Source organism: Streptomyces coeruleorubidus (assembly GCF_028885415.1).
GTDB classification, from domain to species: Bacteria; Actinomycetota; Actinomycetes; order Streptomycetales; family Streptomycetaceae; genus Streptomyces; species Streptomyces coeruleorubidus_A.
Window position 1 is genome coordinate 7,335,803 of sequence record NZ_CP118527.1, and the last position, 20,941, is coordinate 7,356,743.

A 20,941-nucleotide genomic window follows, 5' to 3' on the forward strand; every position below is an offset into this window, starting at 1 on the left:
GACCCGGTCTACGGCCTCCCCGGCACGGGTTCGCACGCGGGCCGCGGGTGCCGCTAGCCGGACCGCGGCGGCGGCCGGGACCCCGTCTCAGGACTGCCGCGGACCGGCCTGTCCGAGGTCTTTCGCCCGCCGCCCCCCGCCCCCCGCCCGCCGCTCGAACTCGCCGCCCGCCTGGCGCCGTCCCGGCTCCGGGCCGCCTGCGGTGTGCCGAGATCACCGCGCGCGGACGCCGCGGTGCCGGGCCCCCGGCGAGGCACGCTGTCACCACCGCACACCGCCCCGGCCGCTTCCCGCTCTCGCTCTCCGCGTACGCCCCCCGGGAACTTCACCAGGGCCCCGCACGCTTGCATACAGTGGCAGGACTCGCCAGGAAAACCGCGGTTTGAACGACCGCGCCGCGATCGAAGGGACGTACATGCCCATGGGTCACACGGCCACAGCCCAGGCAGGCTCCGGGGGCCTGACAGCGACCGAGCACCGCCTGGCCAACGGCCTGCGCGTGGTGCTCTCCGAGGACCACCTGACCCCGGTCGCGGCGGTGTGCCTCTGGTACGACGTCGGCTCGCGCCACGAAGTCAAGGGGCGTACCGGCCTGGCTCACCTTTTCGAGCACCTGATGTTCCAGGGTTCCGCCCAGGTGAAGGGCAACGGCCACTTCGAGCTCGTCCAGGGCGCGGGCGGCTCGCTGAACGGCACCACCAGCTTCGAGCGGACCAACTACTTCGAGACCATGCCGGCCCACCAGCTGGAGCTCGCCCTCTGGCTGGAGGCCGACCGCATGGGCTCCCTGCTGGCCGCGCTCGACGACGAGTCGATGGAGAACCAGCGGGACGTCGTCAAGAACGAGCGCCGGCAGCGCTACGACAACGTTCCCTACGGCACCGCCTTCGAGAAGCTGACCGCCCTCGCCTACCCGGAGGGCCACCCCTACCACCACACCCCGATCGGCTCGATGGCCGACCTGGACGCGGCCACCCTGGAGGACGCGCGCGCGTTCTTCCGCACCTACTACGCGCCGAACAACGCCGTGCTCTCCGTGGTCGGTGACATCGACCCGGAGCAGACCCTGGCCTGGATCGAGAAGTACTTCGGCTCCATCCCCGGCCACGACGGCAAGCCCGCGCCCCAGGACGGCACGCTGCCGGAGGTCTTCGGCGAGCAGCTGCGCGAGGTCGTCGAGGAGGAGGTCCCGGCGCGCGCCCTGATGGCCGCCTACCGGCTGCCGCACGACGGCACGCGCGCGTGCGACGCGGCCGACCTGGCCCTCACCGTCCTGGGCGGCGGCGAGTCCTCCCGCCTGTACAACCGCCTCGTGCGGCGGGACCGTACGGCCGTGGCGGCCGGCTTCGGCCTGCTGCGGCTGGCCGGGGCGCCCTCCCTGGGGTGGCTGGACGTGAAGACGTCCGGTGACGTGGAGGTCCCGGTCATCGAGTCCGCCATCGACGAGGAGCTCGCCCGGTTCGCCGAGGAGGGCCCCACGGCCGAGGAGATGGAGCGCGCCCAGGCCCAGCTGGAGCGGGAGTGGCTGGACCGGCTCGGCACGGTCGCCGGCCGCGCCGACGAACTGTGCCGGTACGCCGTCCTGTTCGGCGACCCTCAGCTCGCCCTGACCGCCGTGCAGCGCGTGCTGGACGTGACGGCCGAGGAGGTCCAGGAGGTCGCCAAGGCCCGCCTGCGGCCCGACAACCGCGCGGTGCTCGTCTACGAGCCGACCGCCCCGGCCGACCCCGAGGCCGAGGCCGCTGAAGGCACCGAAGACCCGGAATCCGCGGCGACCGTGGAAGCCACCGACGAGAACGAGGAGGCGGCGAAGTGACCGAGCTCGCCACGATGCAGTTCCACCCCCAGCCGCACGGGGGCGAGCCGAAGCCCTGGGCCTTCCCGGCCCCCGAGCGCGGCACGCTCGGCAACGGCCTGACGGTGTTGCGCTGCCACCGCCCCGGCCAGCAGGTCGTCGCCGTGGAGGTGCTGCTGGAGGCGCCCCTGGACGCCGAGCCGGGCGGCCTCGACGGCGTGGCCACGATCATGGCCCGGGCCTTCTCCGAGGGCACCGACAAGCACTCCGCCGAGGAGTTCGCCGCCGAGCTGGAGCGCGCCGGCGCCACCCTCGACGCACACGCCGACCACCCCGGCGTCCGGCTCAGCCTGGAGGTGCCGGCCTCCCGGCTCGCCAAAGGGCTCGGGCTGATCGCCGACGCTCTACGGGCGCCCGCGTTCGCCGACAGCGAGGTCGAGCGGCTGGTCCGCAACCGCCTCGACGAGATCCCGCACGAGCTGGCCAACCCCGGCCGCCGTGCCGCCAAGGAGCTCTCCAAGGAGCTGTTCCCGAAGGGCTCGCGCATGTCGCGGCCCCGCCAGGGCACCGAGGAGACGGTCGCCGCGATCGACTCCGGCGCCGTGCGCGCCTTCTACGAGAGGCACGTCAGGCCCGCCACGGCCACCGTCGTGGTCGTCGGCGATCTCACCGGCATCGACCTCGACGCCCTGCTCGACGACACGCTGGGCTCCTGGACCGGCTCCGCGGCCGAGCCGCGCCCGGTGCCGCCGGTGACCGCCGACGACACGGGCCGGGTCGTCATCGTGGACCGCCCCGGCGCCGTCCAGTCGCAGCTGCTGATCGGCCGGATCGGCCCGGACCGGCACGACCGCGTGTGGCCCGCGCAGGTGCTCGGCACGTACTGCCTCGGCGGCACCCTCACCTCCCGCTTGGACCGCGTGCTGCGCGAGGAGAAGGGCTACACCTACGGGGTGCGGTCCTTCGGCCAGGTCCTGAGGTCCGCCCCGGACGGGACCGGTGCCGCGATGCTCGCCATCAGCGGCTCCGTGGACACCCCCAACACCGGCCCGGCCCTCCAGGACCTCTGGACGGTGCTGCGCACCCTCGCCGCCGAAGGACTGACCGACGCCGAGCGGGACGTCGCCGTGCAGAACCTGGTCGGCGTCGCGCCGCTGAAGTACGAGACCGCGGCGGCCGTCGCGAGCACGCTGGCCGACCAGGTCGAGCAGCACCTGCCCGACGACTACCAGGCCACGCTGTACCGGCAGCTCGCCGCGACCGGCACCGTGGAGGCCACCGCGGCGGCCGTCAGCGCCTTCCCGGTGGACCGGCTCGTGACCGTCCTCGTCGGCGACGCGGCGCAGATCAAGGGCCCGGTCGAGGCCCTGGGCATCGGCGAAGTCTCGGTCGTCGCCGCCGAGTAGGAGCACGCGTGCGCAGGAGCCCTGGTTGTCTTCTAAGGCACCAGGGCTCCTTTATGCCCGAATTGATGTGGAGGTTGCCTGTCTGCCCTGTGGGATGCGCTACAAAAACCGGGATCCGTTTGGGAATTGAAAGTGGCCCCCCTTAGGTTCGTCCGGGCTGTTCGTCAGGCAGTGCGCCGCACCCGCGGCACCGGACAGTCATCGCCGAGTCCCCGTACGGCGCGAGCCAGGGGAGCCGGGGACCCAACCGCAGTCCCTGGGGTGAATCGGACGCCCGCGCGAGCCGCGAGGGGGTCCGTAGGAGACCTTCCTGCTCCGAACCCGTCAGCTAACCCGGTAGGCGAGAAGGAAGGAAAGGACCAGCCACTCCATGGCGTTCACCTGCGCCACCGGGAAGCATCGTCGTCCCAACCGGATGCAGCGCGGCACCGCCCGCGCGGCGGGCGTCGCGGCCCTCGCCACCACCGGTGTCATCGGCACCGTGGCCGCCCCGGCCTTCGCCACCGAGCCCGCCGTCGAGCAGACCGGCCTCACCCCCGTCGTCACCATGGGCGAGACCGTGGCCCAGCAGATAGACGCTCAGGCCGTCGCCCAGAAGCAGGCCGCCGAGGAGGCCGCCGCCAAGAAGAAGGCCGAGGAGGCCGCCCGCAAGCGGGCCGCCGAGGCGGCCAAGGAGGCCAAGGAGGCAGCGGAGAAGGCCCGTGAGGCCAAGGAGCGCGCCGCCCGCGAGGCCGAGCGCAAGCGCCTCAACACCTTCGTGTCCCCGATCTCCGGCTCGTACGTCTCGACCGGCTACAAGGCCGGCGGCGCCGTCTGGTCCTCCGGCAGCCACACCGGCGTCGACTTCCACGCCGCCAGCGGCACCCCGGTCCACTCCGTGGGCATGGGCACGGTCGTAGAGGCCGGCTGGGGCGGTTCCTACGGCAACCAGGTCGTGATCAAGATGAACGACGGGACGTACACCCAGTACGGCCACCTGTCGTCCGTCGGCGTCTCGGTGGGCCAGCAGGTCACTCCCGGCCAGCAGATCGGCCTGTCCGGCGCGACCGGCAACGTCACCGGCGCGCACCTGCACTTCGAGGCCCGTACGAGCCCCGAGTACGGCTCCGACATCGACCCCGTCGCCTACCTCCGCTCGCACGGCGTGAACGTCTGACGGCGTACGACCGCGTTACCCGAGGCCCCGGCTCCCAGAGCCGGGGCTTTCGGCGTTTGTGACGCCCGGCTGTCCAAAAAATATCCATGGATTCCGGTCCGCCGTCGGAAATTCCGGCTCATTGCAATAGAGTCACGGAACACGCGTCACTCGTCGACGTTTCACGGGGATTAAACGGAGGTCGGTCATGCGCATTCCCGCGCACTCGGTGTGCACGGCCATCCGGGACGACATCGTCGCGGGTGTCTACGAGCGCGGCAGCCGGCTGACCGAGGAACTCCTCGCCCGCCGCTACGGCGTCTCGCGCGTCCCCGTCCGGGAGGCCCTGCGCACCCTGGAGGCCGAGGGCTTCGTGGTGACCCGGCGGCACGCGGGCGCGTGCGTCGCCGAACCCACCGAGCAGGAGGCCGCCGACCTGCTGGAGATGCGGATGCTGCTGGAGCCGCTGGGCGCCGCCCGCGCCGCCCAGCGTCGCACCGAGGCCCATCTGAAGGTCCTGCGCGGCCTGGTCAGGCTCGGCCAGGAGCGGGCCCGCCGGGGCAACAGCGACGACCTGCGCTCTCTGGGCGGCTGGTTCCACGAGACGCTCGCGCAGGCCTCCGGCAGCCCCGCGCTGACCTCGATGCTCACCCAGCTCCGCCACAAGATCGCCTGGATGTACACCGTCGAGGCGCCGGCCGGTCCCGTGGAGTCCTGGACCGAGCACGGCGCGATCGTGGACGCGGTGGCGCGCGGTGACAGCGAGCGCGCGCGGGCGGTCACGGCGCTGCACGCCGAGCGCGCGACGGCCGCGCACCGGCTGCGTTTCGGCTCCGCCGGGGAGCGGGCCGAGCGTGTGAGGAACTCGCAACATCCCGTAAACACGGCGAGCCCGCGGCATTAACACGCGAGCCGTATACAAAGACCAGGTAATTCGCGGGGGATTATTTCTGCTGCCCTGGAACTGGAAATCGGCGACCCGCGACCGGAAATGACGAAGGGCCCGCCCGATGAATTCGGACGAGCCCTTCAGGGTGCACCGGATCGGAGTGCACCGGATCAGGTGCGAAAGAATGCTCAGACGGTCTCGGGCAGTTCCTCGAGACCCTCGGAGACCAGCTTCGCAAGCCGGTCCAGGGCGGCGTCCGCGCCCTCGGCGTCGGAGGCGAGGACGATCTCCTCGCCGCCCTGGGCACCGAGGCCGAGGACGGCCAGCATGGAGGCCGCGTTGACGGGGTTGCCGTCTGCCTTGGCGATCGTCACCGGGACGCCTGCGGCCGTGGCGGCTCGGACGAAGATGGAGGCGGGACGGGCGTGAAGGCCCTCGGCCCAGCCGACGTTGACGCGGCGCTCAGCCATGTGTTGCTGCCCTTCGGTTTTCAGGGTTGTCTAGACCAGTTTCCCATATCGTGAAGCTGCGCCGGGGCGGTCCTGATGTCCCGCCCCGGGGTGCCGTCGGATCGCGGCCTCGACCCGACTGACGCCCTCCACAGACTGCCTCGCGCCGCTGTCGGACGCTAGCCGTACTCTGGGGCCCATGCAGACCTCGCCGGACCGGCACGAGTATCCCGCCCACTGGGAAGCCGACGTGGTGCTGCGCGACGGGGGTACCGCGCGCATCCGGCCCATCACCGTTGATGACGCCGAGCGCCTGGTCAGCTTCTACGAGCAGGTCTCCGACGAGTCGAAGTACTACCGCTTCTTCGCGCCGTACCCTCGCCTGTCCGCCAAGGACGTCCACCGCTTCACGCACCACGACTTTGTGGACCGGGTGGGACTCGCGGCCACGGTGGGCGGCGAGTTCATCGCCACCGTACGCTACGACCGGATCGGCGCGGACGGAACGCCCGAGTCCGCACCTGCCCACCCGTCTCCCACCACCGCCCTTGCCGGAGGGCGCTCCGCGCCCGCCCCTTCTGAATGGGCCGAGGTCGCTTTCCTGGTGCAGGACGCCCACCAGGGCCGTGGCGTGGCCTCCGCTCTCCTCGAACACATCGCCGCCGTCGCCCGCGAGCGCGGCATCCGTCGTTTCGCCGCCGAGGTACTGCCCGCCAACAGCAAGATGATCAAGGTGTTCACGGACGCCGGGTACACCCAGAAGCGCAGCTTCGAGGACGGCGTCGTCCGTCTGGAGTTCGACCTCGAACCCACCGACCGGTCCCTCGCCGTGCAGTACGCGCGCGAGCACCGTGCCGAGGCGCGGTCCGTGCAGCGGCTGCTCGCGCCCGGATCGGTCGCCGTCATCGGCGCCGGGCGCACGCCGGGCGGCGTCGGCCGAAGCGTCCTCGGCAACATCCGCGACGCCGGGTTCACAGGCCGCCTCCACGCCGTGAACAAGGCACTCCCCGAGGGACAGAAGGAGCTCGACGGGGTGCCCGCCCACCGCTCGGTGCGGGACATCGACGGCCCCGTAGACCTCGCGGTCGTCGCCGTGCCGGCCGCACACGTCCCCGAGGTCGTCACCGAGTGCGGCGAACACGGCGTGCAGGGGCTGGTCGTGGTCTCCGCCGGATACGCCGAGAGCGGCACCGAGGGGCGCGAACGCCAGCGCGCCCTCGTGCGGCAGGCGCGCACGTACGGCATGCGGATCATCGGGCCGAACGCCTTCGGCATCATCAACACCTCCCCGCGGGTGCGGCTCAACGCCTCCCTCGCCCCCGAGACCCCGCGCCCGGGCCGGATCGGTCTGTTCGCCCAGTCCGGCGCCATCGGCATCGCCCTGCTGTCCCGGCTGCACCGGCGCGGCGGCGGCGTCACGGGCGTGACCGGCGTCTCCACCTTCGTCTCCTCCGGCAACCGGGCGGACGTCTCCGGCAACGACGTCCTCCAGTACTGGTACGAGGACCCCGACACCGACGTCGTCCTCATGTACCTGGAGTCCATCGGCAACCCCCGCAAGTTCACCCGCCTCGCCCGCCGCACCGCCGCCGCGAAGCCGCTGGTCGTGGTCCAGGGCGCCCGGCACGGAGCGGCTCCCCAGGGGCATGCCGTACGGGCGACCCGACTGCCGCACGCGACCGTCTCGGCGCTGCTGAGGCAGGCCGGCGTCATCCGGGTCGACACCATCACCGAGCTGGTGGACGCCGGGCTGCTCCTCGCCCGCCAGCCGCTGCCGGCCGGGCCCCGGGTGGCGATCCTCGGCAACTCCGAGTCGCTCGGCCTGCTCACGTACGACGCGTGTCTCGCCGAGGGGCTGCGACCGCACCCCCCGCAAGACCTGACCACGGCGGCCTCCGCCGCGGACTTCCACACAGCCCTGTCGCGGGCGCTGGCCGACGACCGGTGCGACGCGGTGATCGTCACCGCCATACCGGCGGTGGGGGAGGGCTCGATCGCGGACGCGGCCCTCGCCGACGCGCTGCGCTCCGCTGCGGCCGCAGCCCCGGCCAAGCCGGTCCTGGTGGTGCACGTGGAGCTGGGCGGCCTGGCAGAGGCCCTCTCGGCGGCGGCGAGCACGGCACCGCAGGCCGACGCGGACAACGGGCCGCAAACCCGCCCCGACAGCCCTCAGGTCACCCCCCGCCCGACGCCTCCCGGAGAACCCCCTGAGGACTCTCACCTCATCCCCGCCTACCCCGCCGCCGAACGCGCCGTCCGTGCCCTGGCGCAGGCCGTCACCTACGCGCAGTGGAGGCGTGACGCCGCCGACCCCGGCAAGGTGCCCGAGTACGAGGACATCGACCAGAAGGGCGCCGCCGCGCTGATCGACGGGCTCCTCGCGCGCGGGCAGGGACTCACGCTCGGCACGGAGGAGACCTGCGACCTGCTCGGCCACTACGGCATCCACGTCCACCGCGCCCTGCCCGCCCCGACCCCCGACGCCGCCGCCGAGGCCGCCCGCACCCTCGGCTACCCCGTCGCCCTCAAGGCCACCGCCCCGCACCTGCGGCACCGCGCCGACCTGGGCGGCGTACGCCTCGACCTCGCGGACGAGGACCAACTGCGGCGGTCGTACACCGAGTTGACCGAGCTGTTCGGAGCGCCCGAGGAGCTGCGCCCCGTCGTGCAGCGGATGGCGCCGCGCGGCGTGGACGTCGTCGTACGGGCCGTCATCGACCCCGCGGCCGGAGCCGTGCTCTCCTTCGGGCTCGCCGGGGCCGCCTCGCAGTTGCTCGGGGACACGGCCCACCGGCTGATCCCGGTCACCGACAAAGAGGCGACCTCGCTGGTGCGCTCGATCCGCACCGCCCCCCTGCTGTTCGGCTGGCGCGGCTCCGCACCGGCCGACACCCGCGCCCTGGAGGAGTTGCTGTTGCGGGTGTCCCGGCTGGTCGACGACCACCCCGAGGTCGTCGCGGTCACCCTGGAGCCGGTCGTCGTCGCCTCGCACGGCCTGAGCGTCCTGGGCGCCTCCGTCCGCCTCGCGCCGCCGCCCGCCCGCGACGACCTCGGCCCGCGGACCCTCCCCGCGTACTGACAGGGGGCGAGCGGTGCCTCGCAGTCAGTCGTCCCCCGTAGGATGGGCGTCATGGCCAAGACCAGTACGACGACCCAGGGGCTGCGGGCGGCGATCGAGCGCAGCGGCTACTACCCGGCCCTCGTGGCCGAGGCGGTGGAGGCCGCCGTGGGCGGCGAGCCCATCCGGTCGTACCTGGTCCATCAGGAGACGACGTTCGACCAGAACGAGGTGCGGCGGCACGTGACGGTGCTCGTCCTCACCGACCACCGCTTCATCGTCAGCCACACCGACGAACAGGCCGCCGACGGCACCTCCCCGACGCCGTACGCCACGACGTCGACGGAGTCCGTGAAGCTGAGCCGCATCTCGTCGATCGTGGTCAGCCGCGTGGTGGCCAACCCGGAGTCGTACAAGCCGGGCACCCTGCCCCGTGAGGTCGTCCTCACCATCGGCTGGGGCGCCGTCTCCCGCATCGACCTGGAGCCGGCCGCCTGCGGCGACCCCAACTGCGAGGCGGACCACGGCTACACCGGCAACTCGACGGCGGACGACCTCAGCCTGCGCGTCAGCGAGGCCGGGGACGGACCGGAGACCGTGCGTCAGGCGCTCGCCTTCGCGCAGGCTCTCTCCGAGGCGACCGCGGACACCGCTCACTGATGGCACACCCCAAGACGGCCTGGGACCACCACCCCGAACCGCTCACCGTCGCCTCAGCACCGTCCCCCGAGTACGGCAGCGGCTCCCTCGCCGACCTGCTGCCCACACTGGCCGCCGGTCTGGGCGTGCCGGGCATGACCGCCGCGATCTCCGAGCTGACCCCCGCCGACCGGAACTGCGTGTTCCTGATCGACGGCCTCGGCTGGGAGCAGCTCAAGGCGCACCCAGAGGACGCCCCCTTCATGACGTCCCTGCTCGCCACCTCGCGCGGCGGCACCGGACGTCCCCTCACCGCCGGCTACCCGGCGACCACGGCCACCTCCCTGGCCTCCGTCGGCACCGGCCTGCCGCCCGGCGCGCACGGCCTGCCCGGCTACACCGTGCGCAACCCGGACACCGGCGAGCTGATGAACCAGCTGCGCTGGCAGCCGTGGACCCCGCCCGGCCCCTGGCAGCCGTACCCGACGGTCTTCCAGCTGGCCCACCAGGCGGGCGTGCACGCCGCGCAGGTGTCGTCCCCGACCTTCGAGAACACCCCGCTGACCAAGGTCGCGCTCAGCGGTGGAAGGTTCCTCGGGCGGCTGACCGGCGAGGACCGTATGGACCTGGCGGCCGAGCAACTGGCCGCGGGCGACCGCTCCCTGGTCTACACGTACTTCGCCGAGGTCGACGGCGCCGGCCACCGCTTCGGCGTCGACTCCGACACCTGGCGCGGCCAGCTCATGTACGCCGACCGCCTGGTCCAACGCCTGGCCGAGCAACTGCCGCCGCGCAGCGCCCTCTACATCACCGCCGACCACGGCATGATCGACGTGCCGTTCGACGAGGAACACCGCATCGACTTCGACGAGGACTGGGAGCTGAGCGCCGGAGTCGCCCTGCTCGGCGGCGAGGGCCGCGCCCGGCACGTCTACGCGGTGCCCGGCGCCGCGAACGACGTCCTGACCTGCTGGCGAGAGGTGCTCGGCGAGCAGTTCTGGGTGGCCTCCCGCGACGAGGCCATCGCGGCGGGCTGGTTCGGCCCGAAGATCGACGAACGGGTGTACGGCCGGATCGGAGACGTGGTCGCCGCCGCGCGCGACGACGTCCTGCTCATCGCCTCCGAGCGGGAGCCGAAGGAGTCGGCGATGGTCGGCAACCACGGTTCGATGACCCCCGCCGAGCAGCTGGTCCCGCTGCTCGAAGTACGCTCCTGAAGCCCCACCCCGATTCCTCCGCCTGACCCCTCCCGCCGAAAGGTGCTCAACTCGACATGCCCGAGCTGGTGTTCTTCTCCGGAACGATGGACTGCGGGAAGTCGACGCTGGCTCTGCAGATCGAGCACAACCGCTCGGCGCGAGGCCTCCAGGGCATGATCTTCTCGCGCGACGACCGCGCCGGCGAGGGCAAGCTGTCCTCCCGCCTCGGCCTGGTCACCGACGCGGTGGAGGTCGAGGACGGCCAGGACCTGTACGCCTACCTCGTCGACCACCTCTCGCAAGGCGGCCGCGCGGACTACGTGATCGCCGACGAGGCGCAGTTCCTCGCGCCGGAGCAGATCGACCAACTCGCGCGTGTGGTCGACGACCTGGGGCTCGACGTCTACGCCTTCGGCATCACGACCGACTTCCGCTCCAAGCTGTTCCCTGGCTCCCAGCGGCTGGTGGAACTGGCCGACCGGGTCGAGGTGCTCCAGGTCGAGGCCCTGTGCTGGTGCGGCGCCCGGGCCACGCACAACGCCCGCACGATAGGCGGCGTCATGGTCGTCGAGGGCGCCCAGGTGGTCGTCGGAGACGTCACCCACTCCGCCGACGAGATCGGCTACGAGGTCCTGTGCCGCCGCCACCACAGGCGCCGCATGACCTCGGCGACGGCCCGCGCGGCGGCCCTGTCCCCGGACGTGCTGCCGGTGTCGTCCTCCTGACCATCGGCGGTGTCGTGCTCCTGTCCACTCGGCGGCGCCGTGTCCCGACCACCCGGTGGACCGGCAGACCGTCAGCGCGGCCGTTGGAGCAGCGCGAACCGCGCCCCCTCCGGATCCGCCACCGCCGCCACCCGGCCGCGCGTGGTGTCGTGGGCCGGCTTCAGGACCTGCCCGCCCAGATGCACAAGGTGATCCAGGGCGTCGTCGACGTCCGCGACCTGGAAGTACGTCTCCCAGTGCGGCCCCCGGTCGCGGGGCAGCGCCTGCCCCAGCCCGTGGACGCCGGCGACGGGCCGGCCGCCGAGGTGCAGGGTCACGTAGTCGAAGTCGGCTGAGACCACCGGCTCCTCGTAGCCGAACACCGTCCGGTAGAACTTGGCGACACTCGCCGACTCGAAAGTCAGCAGCTCGTTCCAGGCGGGCGTGCCGGGGACGCCCGAGACGGCCGTGCCGAGGTGCGCGGCGGCCTGCCAGATGCCGAAGACCGCCCCCGAGGGATCGGAGCCGATCGCCAGGCGGCCGGCGTCGGCGGCGTCCAGCGGGCCCACGCCGATCGTGCCGCCGCAGCTGCGCACCGTCTCGGCGGTCCGGTCGGCGTTCTCCGAGGCGAAGTAGGGGGTCCACGCGATGGGCAGATGACGGTCCGGCGGCAGCCGGCCGATGCCCGCCACCTCGTGCCCGTCGAGCAGCGCCCGTACATACGGGCCGAGTTGCTGGGGGCCCGGCTGGAACTCCCAGCCGAACAACGTTCCGTAGAACTCCTGGGTCGCGGCCGGCCCGTGCACCATCAGACTCACCCAGCAGGGCGTGCCGGGCGTGTGCCGAGCGGGTGTGTCGCCGTTCGGACCGGCTGACTCCCGTGCGTCGGTCATCGTCACTCTCTTCTCGGCCTCGCGGCGGGCGTGCTCTGCGCAGCCCTCGTGGGTACGCCCTGCGGGGCGGCCCCTGTCCGGGAGAATGCCTGATGTGCGGGGCGCTGTCCCTTGCGGCGCGCTTATCGCAGGTGTCGTTCAGCTGTACAACATGTGCTTGTTCCCGTACACCGCGTGATCGCCCTGTCCGGCCGAGCACAGTAGCCGGACACGGGCGGCTCGGCCACCCCTGTGCGCGAGGATGGAGCCATGAACGCCATCATCTCCGCATCCGACCTCGCGAGCGTGACGGGCGCCAACCCGCCTGTCCTGCTCGATGTCCGCTGGCAGCTCACCGTGGCCAAGGCGTCAGGTGAGCCGCCGTACGACGGCCGGGCCGCGTACAAGGCAGGTCACCTCCCCGGGGCCGTCTTCGTCGACCTGGACCGGGAGTTGGCCTCGGCGCCGGGGGAGGGCGGTCGGCATCCGCTGCCCGACCTCGCGCGCTTCGGTGCCGCGATGCGCCGGGCGGGCGTGTCGTCCGGGAGGCCGGTGGTCGTCTACGACGGCGGCCAGGGCTGGGCGGCGGCCCGGGCGTGGTGGCTGCTGCGCTGGACGGGGCACCCGGACGTGCGGGTCCTCGACGGCGGGTTGCCGGCCTGGGAGGGGCCGTTGGAGAAGACCGTGCCGACACCGGCCGAGGGCGACTTCGTGCCCGAGCCGGGGGCGGCCGGCCTGCTCGACGCCGGCGCCGCCGCGGAGTTGGCGCGGGCCGGGGTCCTGCTGGACGCGCGGGCGGGGGAGCGGTACCGGGGCGAGGTGGAGCCGATCGATCCGGTGGCCGGGCACATCCCGGGAGCGGTGTCCGCGCCCACCACGGAGAACGTGGGGGCGGACGGATGCTTCCTCGCCGCCGAGGAACTGCGCGCGCGTTTCAAGGGGCTTGGCGTGACCGAGGACGCGCGGGTCGGTGTGTACTGCGGGTCGGGGGTGTCCGCGGCCCACGAGGTCCTGGCGCTGGCGGTCGCCGGCATTCCGGCGGAGCTGTACGTGGGTTCGTGGTCGGAGTGGTCCTCGGACCCGGACCGGCCGGTGGCGGTGGGACCGGATCCCCAGTAACCCGACACGAGTGAGGGCCGCGCCCGGAAGGCGCGGCCCTCACTCTCGTGTAGTCGTAGCCGATCCGGCTACTCCTGCTTCTTGCGCCGCGTCCCGAACACGATCTCGTCCCAGCTCGGGACGGCGGCTCTGCGGCCCGGTCGGACGCCGTCGGCCTCGGCCTGCCGGTCGGTGGCGCCGATGAGCCGGTCGCGGTGGCTGCCGACGGAGCGCGGCATGAGCACGTCCGCGTAGGCGGCACCGGCCGAGGCGGCGGGAGCCGGGGGCTCCTCCGCCTCCGGTTCGGCGACGGGCTCCTCCTCCTCGGGCTCCGGTGCCGGCCGCTCCGGCACCACCAGGTCGCCGCGGAAGCTCGGCACCGCCTCCAGCAGGCTGGTCAGCGAGTCCCGCTCATCCGGGCTCTCCTCCACCGGCTCGGACGCCTGCGCCGGAAGGCTGAGGCGCTCCCGGTCGCCGGAACGGTCCAGCGGCCGGTCGCGCGGCAGCCGGGCGATCCGCGGGACGAACGGGAAGCTGGGCTCGGGCGCGGCCAGGTCGTCGGACTCGCCGATGAGCATGCGCGCCTCGTCGTCGACGGCCTGGACGAGCCGCCGGGGCGGGTCGTACGTCCAGCTCGCCGAGTGCGGTTCGCCCGCGACGCGGTAGACCAGCAGGACTTCCCACGTGCCGTCGTCGCGACGCCACGAGTCCCACTGGACGGTGTCCTTCTCGGCACCACGCAGCAGCAGTCGCTCCTGCACGGCCTCGCCCAGCGGCGGACCGGAGTTCTCGCCGGGGCGGCGGACCGGGGTCTTGCGGGCCCGCTCGGCCATGAACGCACGCTCGGCGAGCACCGGGCCCTCGAAGCGGCGGACCCGGTCGACGGGGATGCCGGCCATTTGCGCGACCTCTTCCGCGGTCGCGCCGGCACGTATACGCGCCTGGATGTCGCGGGGGCGGAGGTGGCTCTCCACCTCGATCTCGATCTGGCCGAGGCGAGGACGGTCGCCGCGCACGGCGGCGCGGAGCCGTTCGTCGATCGGAAGCGTGTACTCCGTGCTGTCCGCAGCCTTCAGCACCAGCCGTGTGCCGTCATTCGAGACGGCCACGACACGCAGTTCGGGCATGGGGACCTCCCGGGTGGTGCCTGCCGACGTCACGTGCGTCGCTGCTTCCGCTAGTCGAGTGTGGCCTGCCCGGGTGCAGCCTGCCACAACCTTGCCGAGTTGCCCGGCGTGTCGGGCGCTGGCCCTGGATCGCCGTTATGGCACGGTTACCTATTCGCAACGCTAAGTGACGAACTCTGTCACCCTGTGCAACTAGCCCCCTCCCGGCGGTCCTTAAAGGCCCTGTACACCCTGACGGGAGACCGGACCCAGGGCTCGCAACAGTACTCCATTTGGGCCACGTGCGTGGATTGGCGCGCCGTCCAACTTCTGGCAAGGGGTTGGACTTGGCCGCCCTGTGCCCGCAATTCGCGATCTTGAGCGTGGGGAACTTCACGAAACCCTCAGAAGCGGAACTAACAGTTTCGGACAGGCGTCCCCTTCTTGTGCAGTTGAACGACCACTTGTGCAGTTGAACGACCATGTGCCTCGTGCTTCGGGGTCTACGGCACGATCCTCGGCGCCGGCGTCGTCAGCGTCGTCGCGACCTGGGGCGGCACGCTCTTCCAGCACTCTCCGCGGGCACCGTCTACGCCCCCAGAACCCTCCGCAAGTAGTCGTTCTGGAACCGCCGATCAGGGTCGAGACGGTCCCGCAGTGCGGTGAACTCGGCGAAGCGCGGATACACCCGGGAGAAGTACTCGGCGTCCCTGGTGTGCACCTTGCCCCAGTGCGGGCGGCCCTCGTGGGCGGTGAAGATCCGTTCGGCCGCGGTGAAGTACCGCTGGTAGGGCGTGCCCTGGAACATGTGGACGGCGATGTACGCGGTGTCCCGGCCCGAGGCGGTGGACAGCGTGATGTCGTCCGCCGGAGCGGTGCGCACCTCCACGGGGAAGCTGACCTTCAGTCCGGAGCGGTCGACCATCGTCCTCAACTCGCGCAGCACCTCGACGACGGCGGCGCGCGGAACGGCGTACTCCATCTCCACGAAGCGCACCCGGCGCGGAGACGTGAAGACCTTGTAAGGGATGTCGGTGTAGGTCCGCGCGGACAGCGCCTTGCTGGAGATCTGGGCGATCGCGGGGATCGTGGCGGGCACCGCGCGGCCGACCCAGTTGGCAACCTGGAAGACCCCGTTGGAAAGGAACTCGTCCTCGAACCAGCTCTGGAGCTGCGGCACCGGCTTCTCCGGGCCCGCGCTGCGGTTGTTGCGCTTGGTGTTGGTGTTCCCGGTGTGCGGGAACCAGTAGAACTCGAAGTGCTCGTTCTCGGCCCAGAGTTCCTCGAAGTCGGAGAGGACCCTGTCGAACGGCATCGGCTCCTCGCGGGCCGTGAGCAGGAAGACGGGCTCCACGGCGAAGGTGATCGCGGTGACGATGCCCAGGGCGCCGAGGCCGATGCGGGCGGCCGCGAAGACCTCGCGTTCTTCGGCAGTCCCCTTCTCGGAGCAGGTGAGGACCGAGCCGTCGGCGGTGACCAGTTCCAGACCCTTGATCTGGGCGGCGATCGAGCCGGAGTCACGGCCCGTGCCGTGCGTGCCGGTACTGGTGGCTCCGGAGACCGTCTGCTCCATGATGTCGCCCATGTTCGTCAGCGACAGTCCCTCGCGCGCCAGGGCCACGTTGAGTCTCTTGAGCGGGGTGCCGGCCTCCACCGTGACGGTCATGGCTTCGCGATCAATGTCGCGTATGCCGGTCAACAGTTGAGGACGGATCAACACACCGTCCGTCGCGGCTATGGACGTGAAGGAGTGCCCGCTGCCGACGGCCTTCACCTTCAGGCCGTCCTCGGCGGCCCGCCGCACGGCGGCGGCCAGCTCGTCGACGGAGGCCGGGGTGACCTCCCGCGCGGGCCGCGCGGAGATGTTGCCGCCCCAGTTACGCCACGTGCCGTTCTTTCCGTTCGCTGTGCTGCTCAACGGAGCCTCCCCGACCCGTAGCCGGCCGCTTGAGCCGACGGAATCCGAGGAAACCCACCGCGACCGCGACGGCCCCGGCCACCGCCGGAACCCCGTACCCGGCACGCGCCCCGGCCGCGTCGATCACCCAGCCGGCCGCGGAGGAGCCGAGCGCGACCCCCACCGCGAGCCCGGTGCTCACCCAGGTCATGCCCTCGGTGAGCTGCGCGCGTGGTACGTGCTCTTCGATGAGGGACATGGTCGTGATCATCGTCGGAGCGATGGCCAGACCCGCAACGAACAGCGCCACGGCCAGAAACGGCAAGTTTCCGACCAGTAGGAGGGGGATCATACTCACGGCCATGGCGCACACGCCCAGCAGCCACCGGCGTTCCGGCGCCCCGGCGAAGTGCAACAGTCCGAAGACCATGCCCGCCACGCAGGAACCGGCCGCGTACAGAGCGAGGACGATACTCGCGGCGGCCTTGTGCCCCTGCTCGTCGGCGAAGGCCACGGTGACCACGTCGACCGCCCCGAAGATCGCCCCGGTCGCCACGAAGGTGGCCACCAGGACCTGAAGGCCCGGCGAGCGCAGGGCCGTGCCCCCACCGCGGTGCTCGCGCGGGTGCGGCTTCGGCTCGGTGGCGCGCTGCGCGGTCAGCCAGAAGACGCCGACGGCCAGGAAGCAGGCGGCGAGCAGCGGACCGGCCTCCGGGAACCACGCCGTGGACAGGCCGATGGAGATGATCGGCCCGAAGATGAAGCACACCTCGTCCACCACGGACTCGAAGGAGTACGCGGTGTGCAGCTGCGGGGTGCCCCGGTACAGGGCCGCCCAGCGGGCCCGGATCATCGCGCCCACGCTCGGCACGCAGCCGATGCCGACGCACGCCGTGAACAGCACCCAGTCCGGCCACCCGTAGTGGGCCGCGAACAGCAGGACGGCCGCCGCGGCGAGCGAGATCAGCGTCGCCGGCCGCAGCACCCGCCGCTGTCCGTACCGGTCCACCAGCCGCGAGACCTGCGGTCCGGCCACCGCCGCCGCCAGCGCGATGGTGGCCGACAGGGCGCCGGCCAGGCCGTACCGCCCGGTGAGCTGGGAGACCATCGTGACCACGCCGATGCCCATCATCGACAGCGGCATACGGCCGAGGAAGCCTGCGGCGGAGAAACCCTTGCTGCCGGGAGCGGAGAACAGGGCGCGGTAGGGGCTGGGCACGGGGTCTCCGAAAGGCTCAGTAAGCTGCGAACGCCGTCGACACAGATTACGCCTCGCGGTGCCCCCGACGCACCCGTCATGCCCACCCGGGGCCGGCCGCCGCGCAGGCGTCACCCCGCCGTTTCCCGGCTGTCAGTGCAGGGTGGCAGGATCGACTCATGCCAGACGCGCGCGATGTCACCCCCTACGACGCCCTGCTCCTGCTCTCCTTCGGCGGCCCGGAAGGCCCGGACGACGTGGTCCCGTTCCTGGAGAACGTGACGCGTGGGCGCGGCATCCCCAAGGAACGCCTCAAGGAAGTCGGGCAGCACTACTTCCTGTTCGGCGGGGTCAGCCCCATCAACGACCAGAACCGGGCCCTGCTGGACGCCCTGCGCAAGGACTTCGCCGACCACGGCCTGGACCTGCCGGTCTACTGGGGCAACCGCAACTGGGCGCCGTATCTGACGGACACGCTGCGCGAGATGGTCCGCGACGGCCGCCGGCGCATCCTGGTCCTCGCCACCAGCGCCTACGCCTCCTACTCGGGCTGCCGGCAGTACCGCGAGAACCTCGCCGACTCGCTCGCGGCTCTGGAGGCCGAGGGGCTGGAGCTGCCGAAGGTCGACAAGCTGCGGCACTACTTCAACCACCCCGGCTTCCTGGAGCCCATGATCGACGGGGTGATCCGGTCCCTCGCCGAGCTGTCCGAGGACGTCCGGGACGGGGCGCACATCGCCTTCTCGACGCACTCGATCCCGACGGCCTCCGCCGACACCTCCGGCCCGGTCGAGGACCACGGCGACGGCGGCGCGTACGTGAAGCAGCACCTGGACGTGGCGAAGCTGATCGCGGACGCCGTCCGGGAGCGCACCGGCGTCGACCACCCCTGGCAGCTCGTCTACCAGTCCCGCTCGGGCGCCCCGCACATCCCGTGGCTGGAGCCCGACATCTGCGACCACCTTCAGGAGCGGCACGCGGCCGGTGTCCCGGCCATGGTGATCGCCCCCATCGGGTTCGTCTCCGACCACATGGAGGTCCTCTACGACCTCGACACGGAGGCCAAGGCCAAGGCGGAGGAGCTGGGGCTGCCGATGCGCCGCTCGGCCACCGTCGGAGCCGACCCGAGGTTCGCCGCCGCGATCCGCGAGCTCGTCGTGGAGCGCGCCGCCGTCGAGCGCGGGCAGGAAATCACCCCCTGTGCCCTGGGCGCCCTCGGGCCGAGCCACCACCTCTGCCCGGTCGGCTGCTGCCCGGCCCGCGCCCCCCGCCCCGCCGCCGCGGGCGCCGACAGCACCTACGCGTGAGGAGCCCCGTGACCGACCCCCTGCACAAGGACCTGCTCGATCTCGCCCAGGAGGCCGCTCGCCGCGCGGGCGCGCTGCTGCGGGACGGGCGCCCGGCCGACCTCGCGGTGGCCGCGACCAAGTCCAGCCCCATCGACGTCGTCACGGAGATGGACATCGCGGCCGAGAAGCTGATCACCGGCCTGATCGCCGAGCGCCGCCCGGACGATGGCATCCTCGGCGAGGAGGGCGGCACCACCGACGGCACGAGCGGCGTCCGCTGGGTGATCGACCCGCTCGACGGCACGGTCAACTACCTCTACGGGCTGCCCACCTGGTCCGTCTCCATCGCCGCCGAGCAGGACGGCGAGACCGTCGTCGGAGTCGTCACGGCCCCGATGCGCGGCGAGACCTTCCACGCGGTGCTCGGCGGCGGTGCCTGGGCCACCGGGGCCTGGGACGGCGAGCGCAGGCTGGCCTGCCGTCCCGCGCCGCCCCTGGACCAGGCGCTGGTCTCGACGGGCTTCAACTACGTGGCCGAGGTCCGCGCCCACCAGGCCGAGGTCGCCCAGCGGCTGATCTCGCTGCTGCGCGACATCCGGCGCGGCGGTTCGGCGGCGGTCGACCTGTGCGACCTCGCCGCGGGACGCCTCGACGGCTACTACGAGCGCGGCCTGCACGCCTGGGACCTCGCGGCGGGCGACCTGATCGCCCGGGAGGCGGGCGCGCTGACCGGTGGACGCCCCGGAGAGCGCCCGTCGGGTGATCTCGCGGTCGCGGGGACCCCGGGTGTCTTCGAGCCCCTCCAGCGCCTGCTGGAGGACTTCGGGGCCTGGCACGACTGAGGGCGGCCCGGCCGTCATACGACGGCAGGCGGCACGCCGAACACCGAGTGAACAGGGCCGCAGGACGACGAAGCGGGCCCCGGCGCTGGATTCGCCGGGGCCCGCTCCGTACGGCCTGATCAGACGCTCGTCGCGCCGACCTCCACACCGTGCTCGGCGGCGAGGCGGCGCAGGTCGTCGAGCTCGCCCTGCTCCACCTCGACGAGGAAGTCGTCGCCCTCGTCGCGAGCCCGGGACAGATCGGACTCGGTCGCCCTTATGCGCTGCAGAAGTCCTGCGGTGAATGCGTCCATGCTGCGCCCCCTCGTCCTGGGTCGTGGGTCGATGGCACGGGGGTGTGCCGTTCGGAAGGGACGATCACGTCTCCGGTGGATGCCCAGCGCCGCTCAGCTGGGCGGCGACGGTGCCGGACACCCACGCCCGCCCTGCGGAAAGCGGGTTGATGCGACCGCATGGTGGTGCGGTACCAGCAGAGCGTGATCGTGGGATGTAAAGCCGTCCTCCCCAAGCTCCCTTCCGTGGAAACCTAACCGGAGGAGAAAATCTCTTATTCCGCCTCGGGCCCCGTCCCCGCACTCGCCTTACCTCCGACTTATGGCCGAAAAGGGCAGGATGGAGGGCAACACACCAACACACCGTCGAAGACCCCTGCCCGGCTGCGCCTGTACGGCGCTACGCGGGTGGACATGAGGAAGGACCAGGAACGTGCGCGTACTCGTCGTCGAGGACGAGCAGCTGCTCGCCGATGCGGTGGCCACCGGACTGCGCCGGGAGGCCATGGCCGTCGACGTCGTGTACGACGGCGCGGCCGCCCTGGAGCGCATCGGTGTCAACGACTACGACGTGGTGGTTCTCGACCGCGACCTCCCGCTCGTGCACGGCGACGACGTCTGCCGCAAGATCGTCGAGCTCGGCATGCCCACGCGCGTGCTGATGCTCACGGCCTCCGGCGACGTCAGCGACCGGGTGGAGGGCCTGGAGATCGGCGCCGACGACTATCTGCCCAAGCCGTTCGCGTTCAGCGAGCTCATCGCGCGCGTGCGCGCCCTCGGCCGGCGCACCAGCGTGCCCCTGCCGCCGGTCCTGGAGCGCGCCGGGATCAAGCTCGACCCCAACCGCCGCGAGGTCTTCCGCGACGGCAAGGAGGTCCAGCTCGCGCCCAAGGAGTTCGCCGTCCTGGAGGTGCTGATGCGCAGCGAGGGCGCCGTCGTCTCGGCGGAGCAGCTGCTGGAGAAGGCCTGGGACGAGAACACCGACCCGTTCACGAACGTCGTGCGCGTGACGGTCATGACCCTGCGCCGCAAGCTCGGCGAGCCGCCCGTGATCGTCACGGTCCCCGGCTCCGGCTACCGGATCTGATACCCC

At 72.1% G+C, this 20,941-nt stretch carries 18 protein-coding genes and 1 riboswitch; of the genes, 12 read left to right on the forward strand and 6 right to left on the reverse strand.

Annotated elements, in window-relative coordinates:
* Positions 1–421: 421 nt before the first annotated feature.
* The 4 genes from PV963_RS34070 (at position 422) to PV963_RS34085 (ending at position 5,240) form a co-directional block, all read left to right on the forward strand.
* Positions 422–1,816: a M16 family metallopeptidase gene (locus PV963_RS34070; RefSeq protein WP_274822199.1), complete on the forward strand. Its 1,395-nt coding sequence runs from the start codon at positions 422–424 to the stop codon at positions 1,814–1,816.
* Complete coding sequence (locus tag PV963_RS34075; protein WP_274820309.1) at positions 1,813–3,201, forward strand: M16 family metallopeptidase; 1,389 nt, start codon at positions 1,813–1,815, stop codon at positions 3,199–3,201. Before PV963_RS34070 ends, PV963_RS34075 begins: the two co-directional genes overlap by 4 nt.
* A gap of 192 nt (positions 3,202–3,393) precedes the next feature.
* Positions 3,394–3,558, forward strand: a riboswitch (cyclic di-AMP (ydaO/yuaA leader).
* A gap of 13 nt (positions 3,559–3,571) precedes the next feature.
* A complete protein-coding gene (locus tag PV963_RS34080) occupies positions 3,572–4,357 on the forward strand; it encodes a M23 family metallopeptidase (RefSeq protein WP_274820310.1) in 786 nt (261 codons plus the stop codon).
* Positions 4,358–4,544: 187 nt separating this feature from the next.
* Positions 4,545–5,240, forward strand: a complete 696-nt coding sequence (locus PV963_RS34085; RefSeq protein ID WP_274820311.1) for a GntR family transcriptional regulator — start codon at positions 4,545–4,547, stop codon at positions 5,238–5,240.
* A 173-nt stretch (positions 5,241–5,413) separates the two neighbouring features.
* Here the strand turns inward: PV963_RS34085 and PV963_RS34090 are convergent, their stop codons facing one another.
* Entirely contained in the window at positions 5,414–5,695 is a 282-nt protein-coding gene (locus tag PV963_RS34090; protein ID WP_003993478.1) for an HPr family phosphocarrier protein, read from the reverse strand.
* A gap of 178 nt (positions 5,696–5,873) precedes the next feature.
* On the opposite strand from PV963_RS34090, the gene PV963_RS34095 reads away from it, so the two are divergent.
* Genes PV963_RS34095 through PV963_RS34110 form a run of 4 tightly spaced genes read left to right on the forward strand, consistent with a single transcriptional unit; the run spans position 5,874 to position 11,295 of the window.
* The gene (locus PV963_RS34095; RefSeq protein WP_274820312.1) at positions 5,874–8,753 is read left to right on the forward strand and encodes a bifunctional GNAT family N-acetyltransferase/acetate--CoA ligase family protein; all 2,880 of its coding nucleotides are present in this window, start codon (positions 5,874–5,876) and stop codon (positions 8,751–8,753) included.
* Positions 8,754–8,795: 42 nt separating this feature from the next.
* A complete protein-coding gene (locus tag PV963_RS34100) occupies positions 8,796–9,392 on the forward strand; it encodes a DUF5998 family protein (RefSeq protein WP_274820313.1) in 597 nt (198 codons plus the stop codon).
* Entirely contained in the window at positions 9,392–10,588 is a 1,197-nt protein-coding gene (locus tag PV963_RS34105) for an alkaline phosphatase family protein (protein WP_274820314.1), read from the forward strand. The genes PV963_RS34100 and PV963_RS34105 overlap by 1 nt, the downstream gene beginning before the upstream one ends.
* A 56-nt stretch (positions 10,589–10,644) precedes the next feature.
* On the forward strand, positions 10,645–11,295 hold the full coding sequence (locus PV963_RS34110; RefSeq protein ID WP_274820315.1) for a thymidine kinase: 651 nt from the start codon (positions 10,645–10,647) through the stop codon (positions 11,293–11,295).
* Positions 11,296–11,366: 71 nt separating this feature from the next.
* Here the strand turns inward: PV963_RS34110 and PV963_RS34115 are convergent, their stop codons facing one another.
* A complete protein-coding gene (locus tag PV963_RS34115) occupies positions 11,367–12,167 on the reverse strand; it encodes a VOC family protein (protein ID WP_274820316.1) in 801 nt (266 codons plus the stop codon).
* Between the two features lie 249 nt (positions 12,168–12,416).
* Here PV963_RS34115 and PV963_RS34120 point away from each other — a divergent pair, with 249 nt between their 5' ends.
* The gene (locus PV963_RS34120; protein ID WP_274820317.1) at positions 12,417–13,265 is read left to right on the forward strand and encodes a sulfurtransferase; all 849 of its coding nucleotides are present in this window, start codon (positions 12,417–12,419) and stop codon (positions 13,263–13,265) included.
* Between the two features lie 68 nt (positions 13,266–13,333).
* Here PV963_RS34120 and sepH read toward each other — a convergent pair whose 3' ends face one another.
* From sepH to PV963_RS34135, 3 genes are all read right to left on the reverse strand, one after another.
* On the reverse strand, positions 13,334–14,371 hold the full coding sequence (gene sepH / locus PV963_RS34125) for a septation protein SepH (RefSeq protein WP_274820318.1): 1,038 nt from the start codon (positions 14,369–14,371) through the stop codon (positions 13,334–13,336).
* Between the two features lie 568 nt (positions 14,372–14,939).
* The gene (locus tag PV963_RS34130; protein WP_274820319.1) at positions 14,940–16,268 is read right to left on the reverse strand and encodes a D-arabinono-1,4-lactone oxidase; all 1,329 of its coding nucleotides are present in this window, start codon (positions 16,266–16,268) and stop codon (positions 14,940–14,942) included.
* Positions 16,228–17,466 carry an MFS transporter gene (locus PV963_RS34135; protein ID WP_274820320.1) on the reverse strand — a complete coding sequence of 413 codons (1,239 nt, stop codon included), beginning with the start codon at positions 17,464–17,466 and terminating at the stop codon, positions 16,228–16,230. Before PV963_RS34135 ends, PV963_RS34130 begins: the two co-directional genes overlap by 41 nt.
* 158 nt (positions 17,467–17,624) lie before the next feature.
* On the opposite strand from PV963_RS34135, the gene PV963_RS34140 reads away from it, so the two are divergent.
* Entirely contained in the window at positions 17,625–18,752 is a 1,128-nt protein-coding gene (locus tag PV963_RS34140) for a ferrochelatase (protein WP_274820321.1), read from the forward strand.
* Between the two features lie 8 nt (positions 18,753–18,760).
* Positions 18,761–19,576, forward strand: a complete 816-nt coding sequence (locus PV963_RS34145) for an inositol monophosphatase family protein (RefSeq protein WP_274820322.1) — start codon at positions 18,761–18,763, stop codon at positions 19,574–19,576.
* A 119-nt stretch (positions 19,577–19,695) separates the two neighbouring features.
* Here the strand turns inward: PV963_RS34145 and PV963_RS34150 are convergent, their stop codons facing one another.
* The gene (locus PV963_RS34150) at positions 19,696–19,869 is read right to left on the reverse strand and encodes a hypothetical protein (protein WP_010035018.1); all 174 of its coding nucleotides are present in this window, start codon (positions 19,867–19,869) and stop codon (positions 19,696–19,698) included.
* A 412-nt stretch (positions 19,870–20,281) separates the two neighbouring features.
* On the opposite strand from PV963_RS34150, the gene PV963_RS34155 reads away from it, so the two are divergent.
* The gene (locus tag PV963_RS34155; RefSeq protein WP_003993508.1) at positions 20,282–20,935 is read left to right on the forward strand and encodes a response regulator transcription factor; all 654 of its coding nucleotides are present in this window, start codon (positions 20,282–20,284) and stop codon (positions 20,933–20,935) included.
* Positions 20,936–20,941 lie beyond the last annotated feature (6 nt).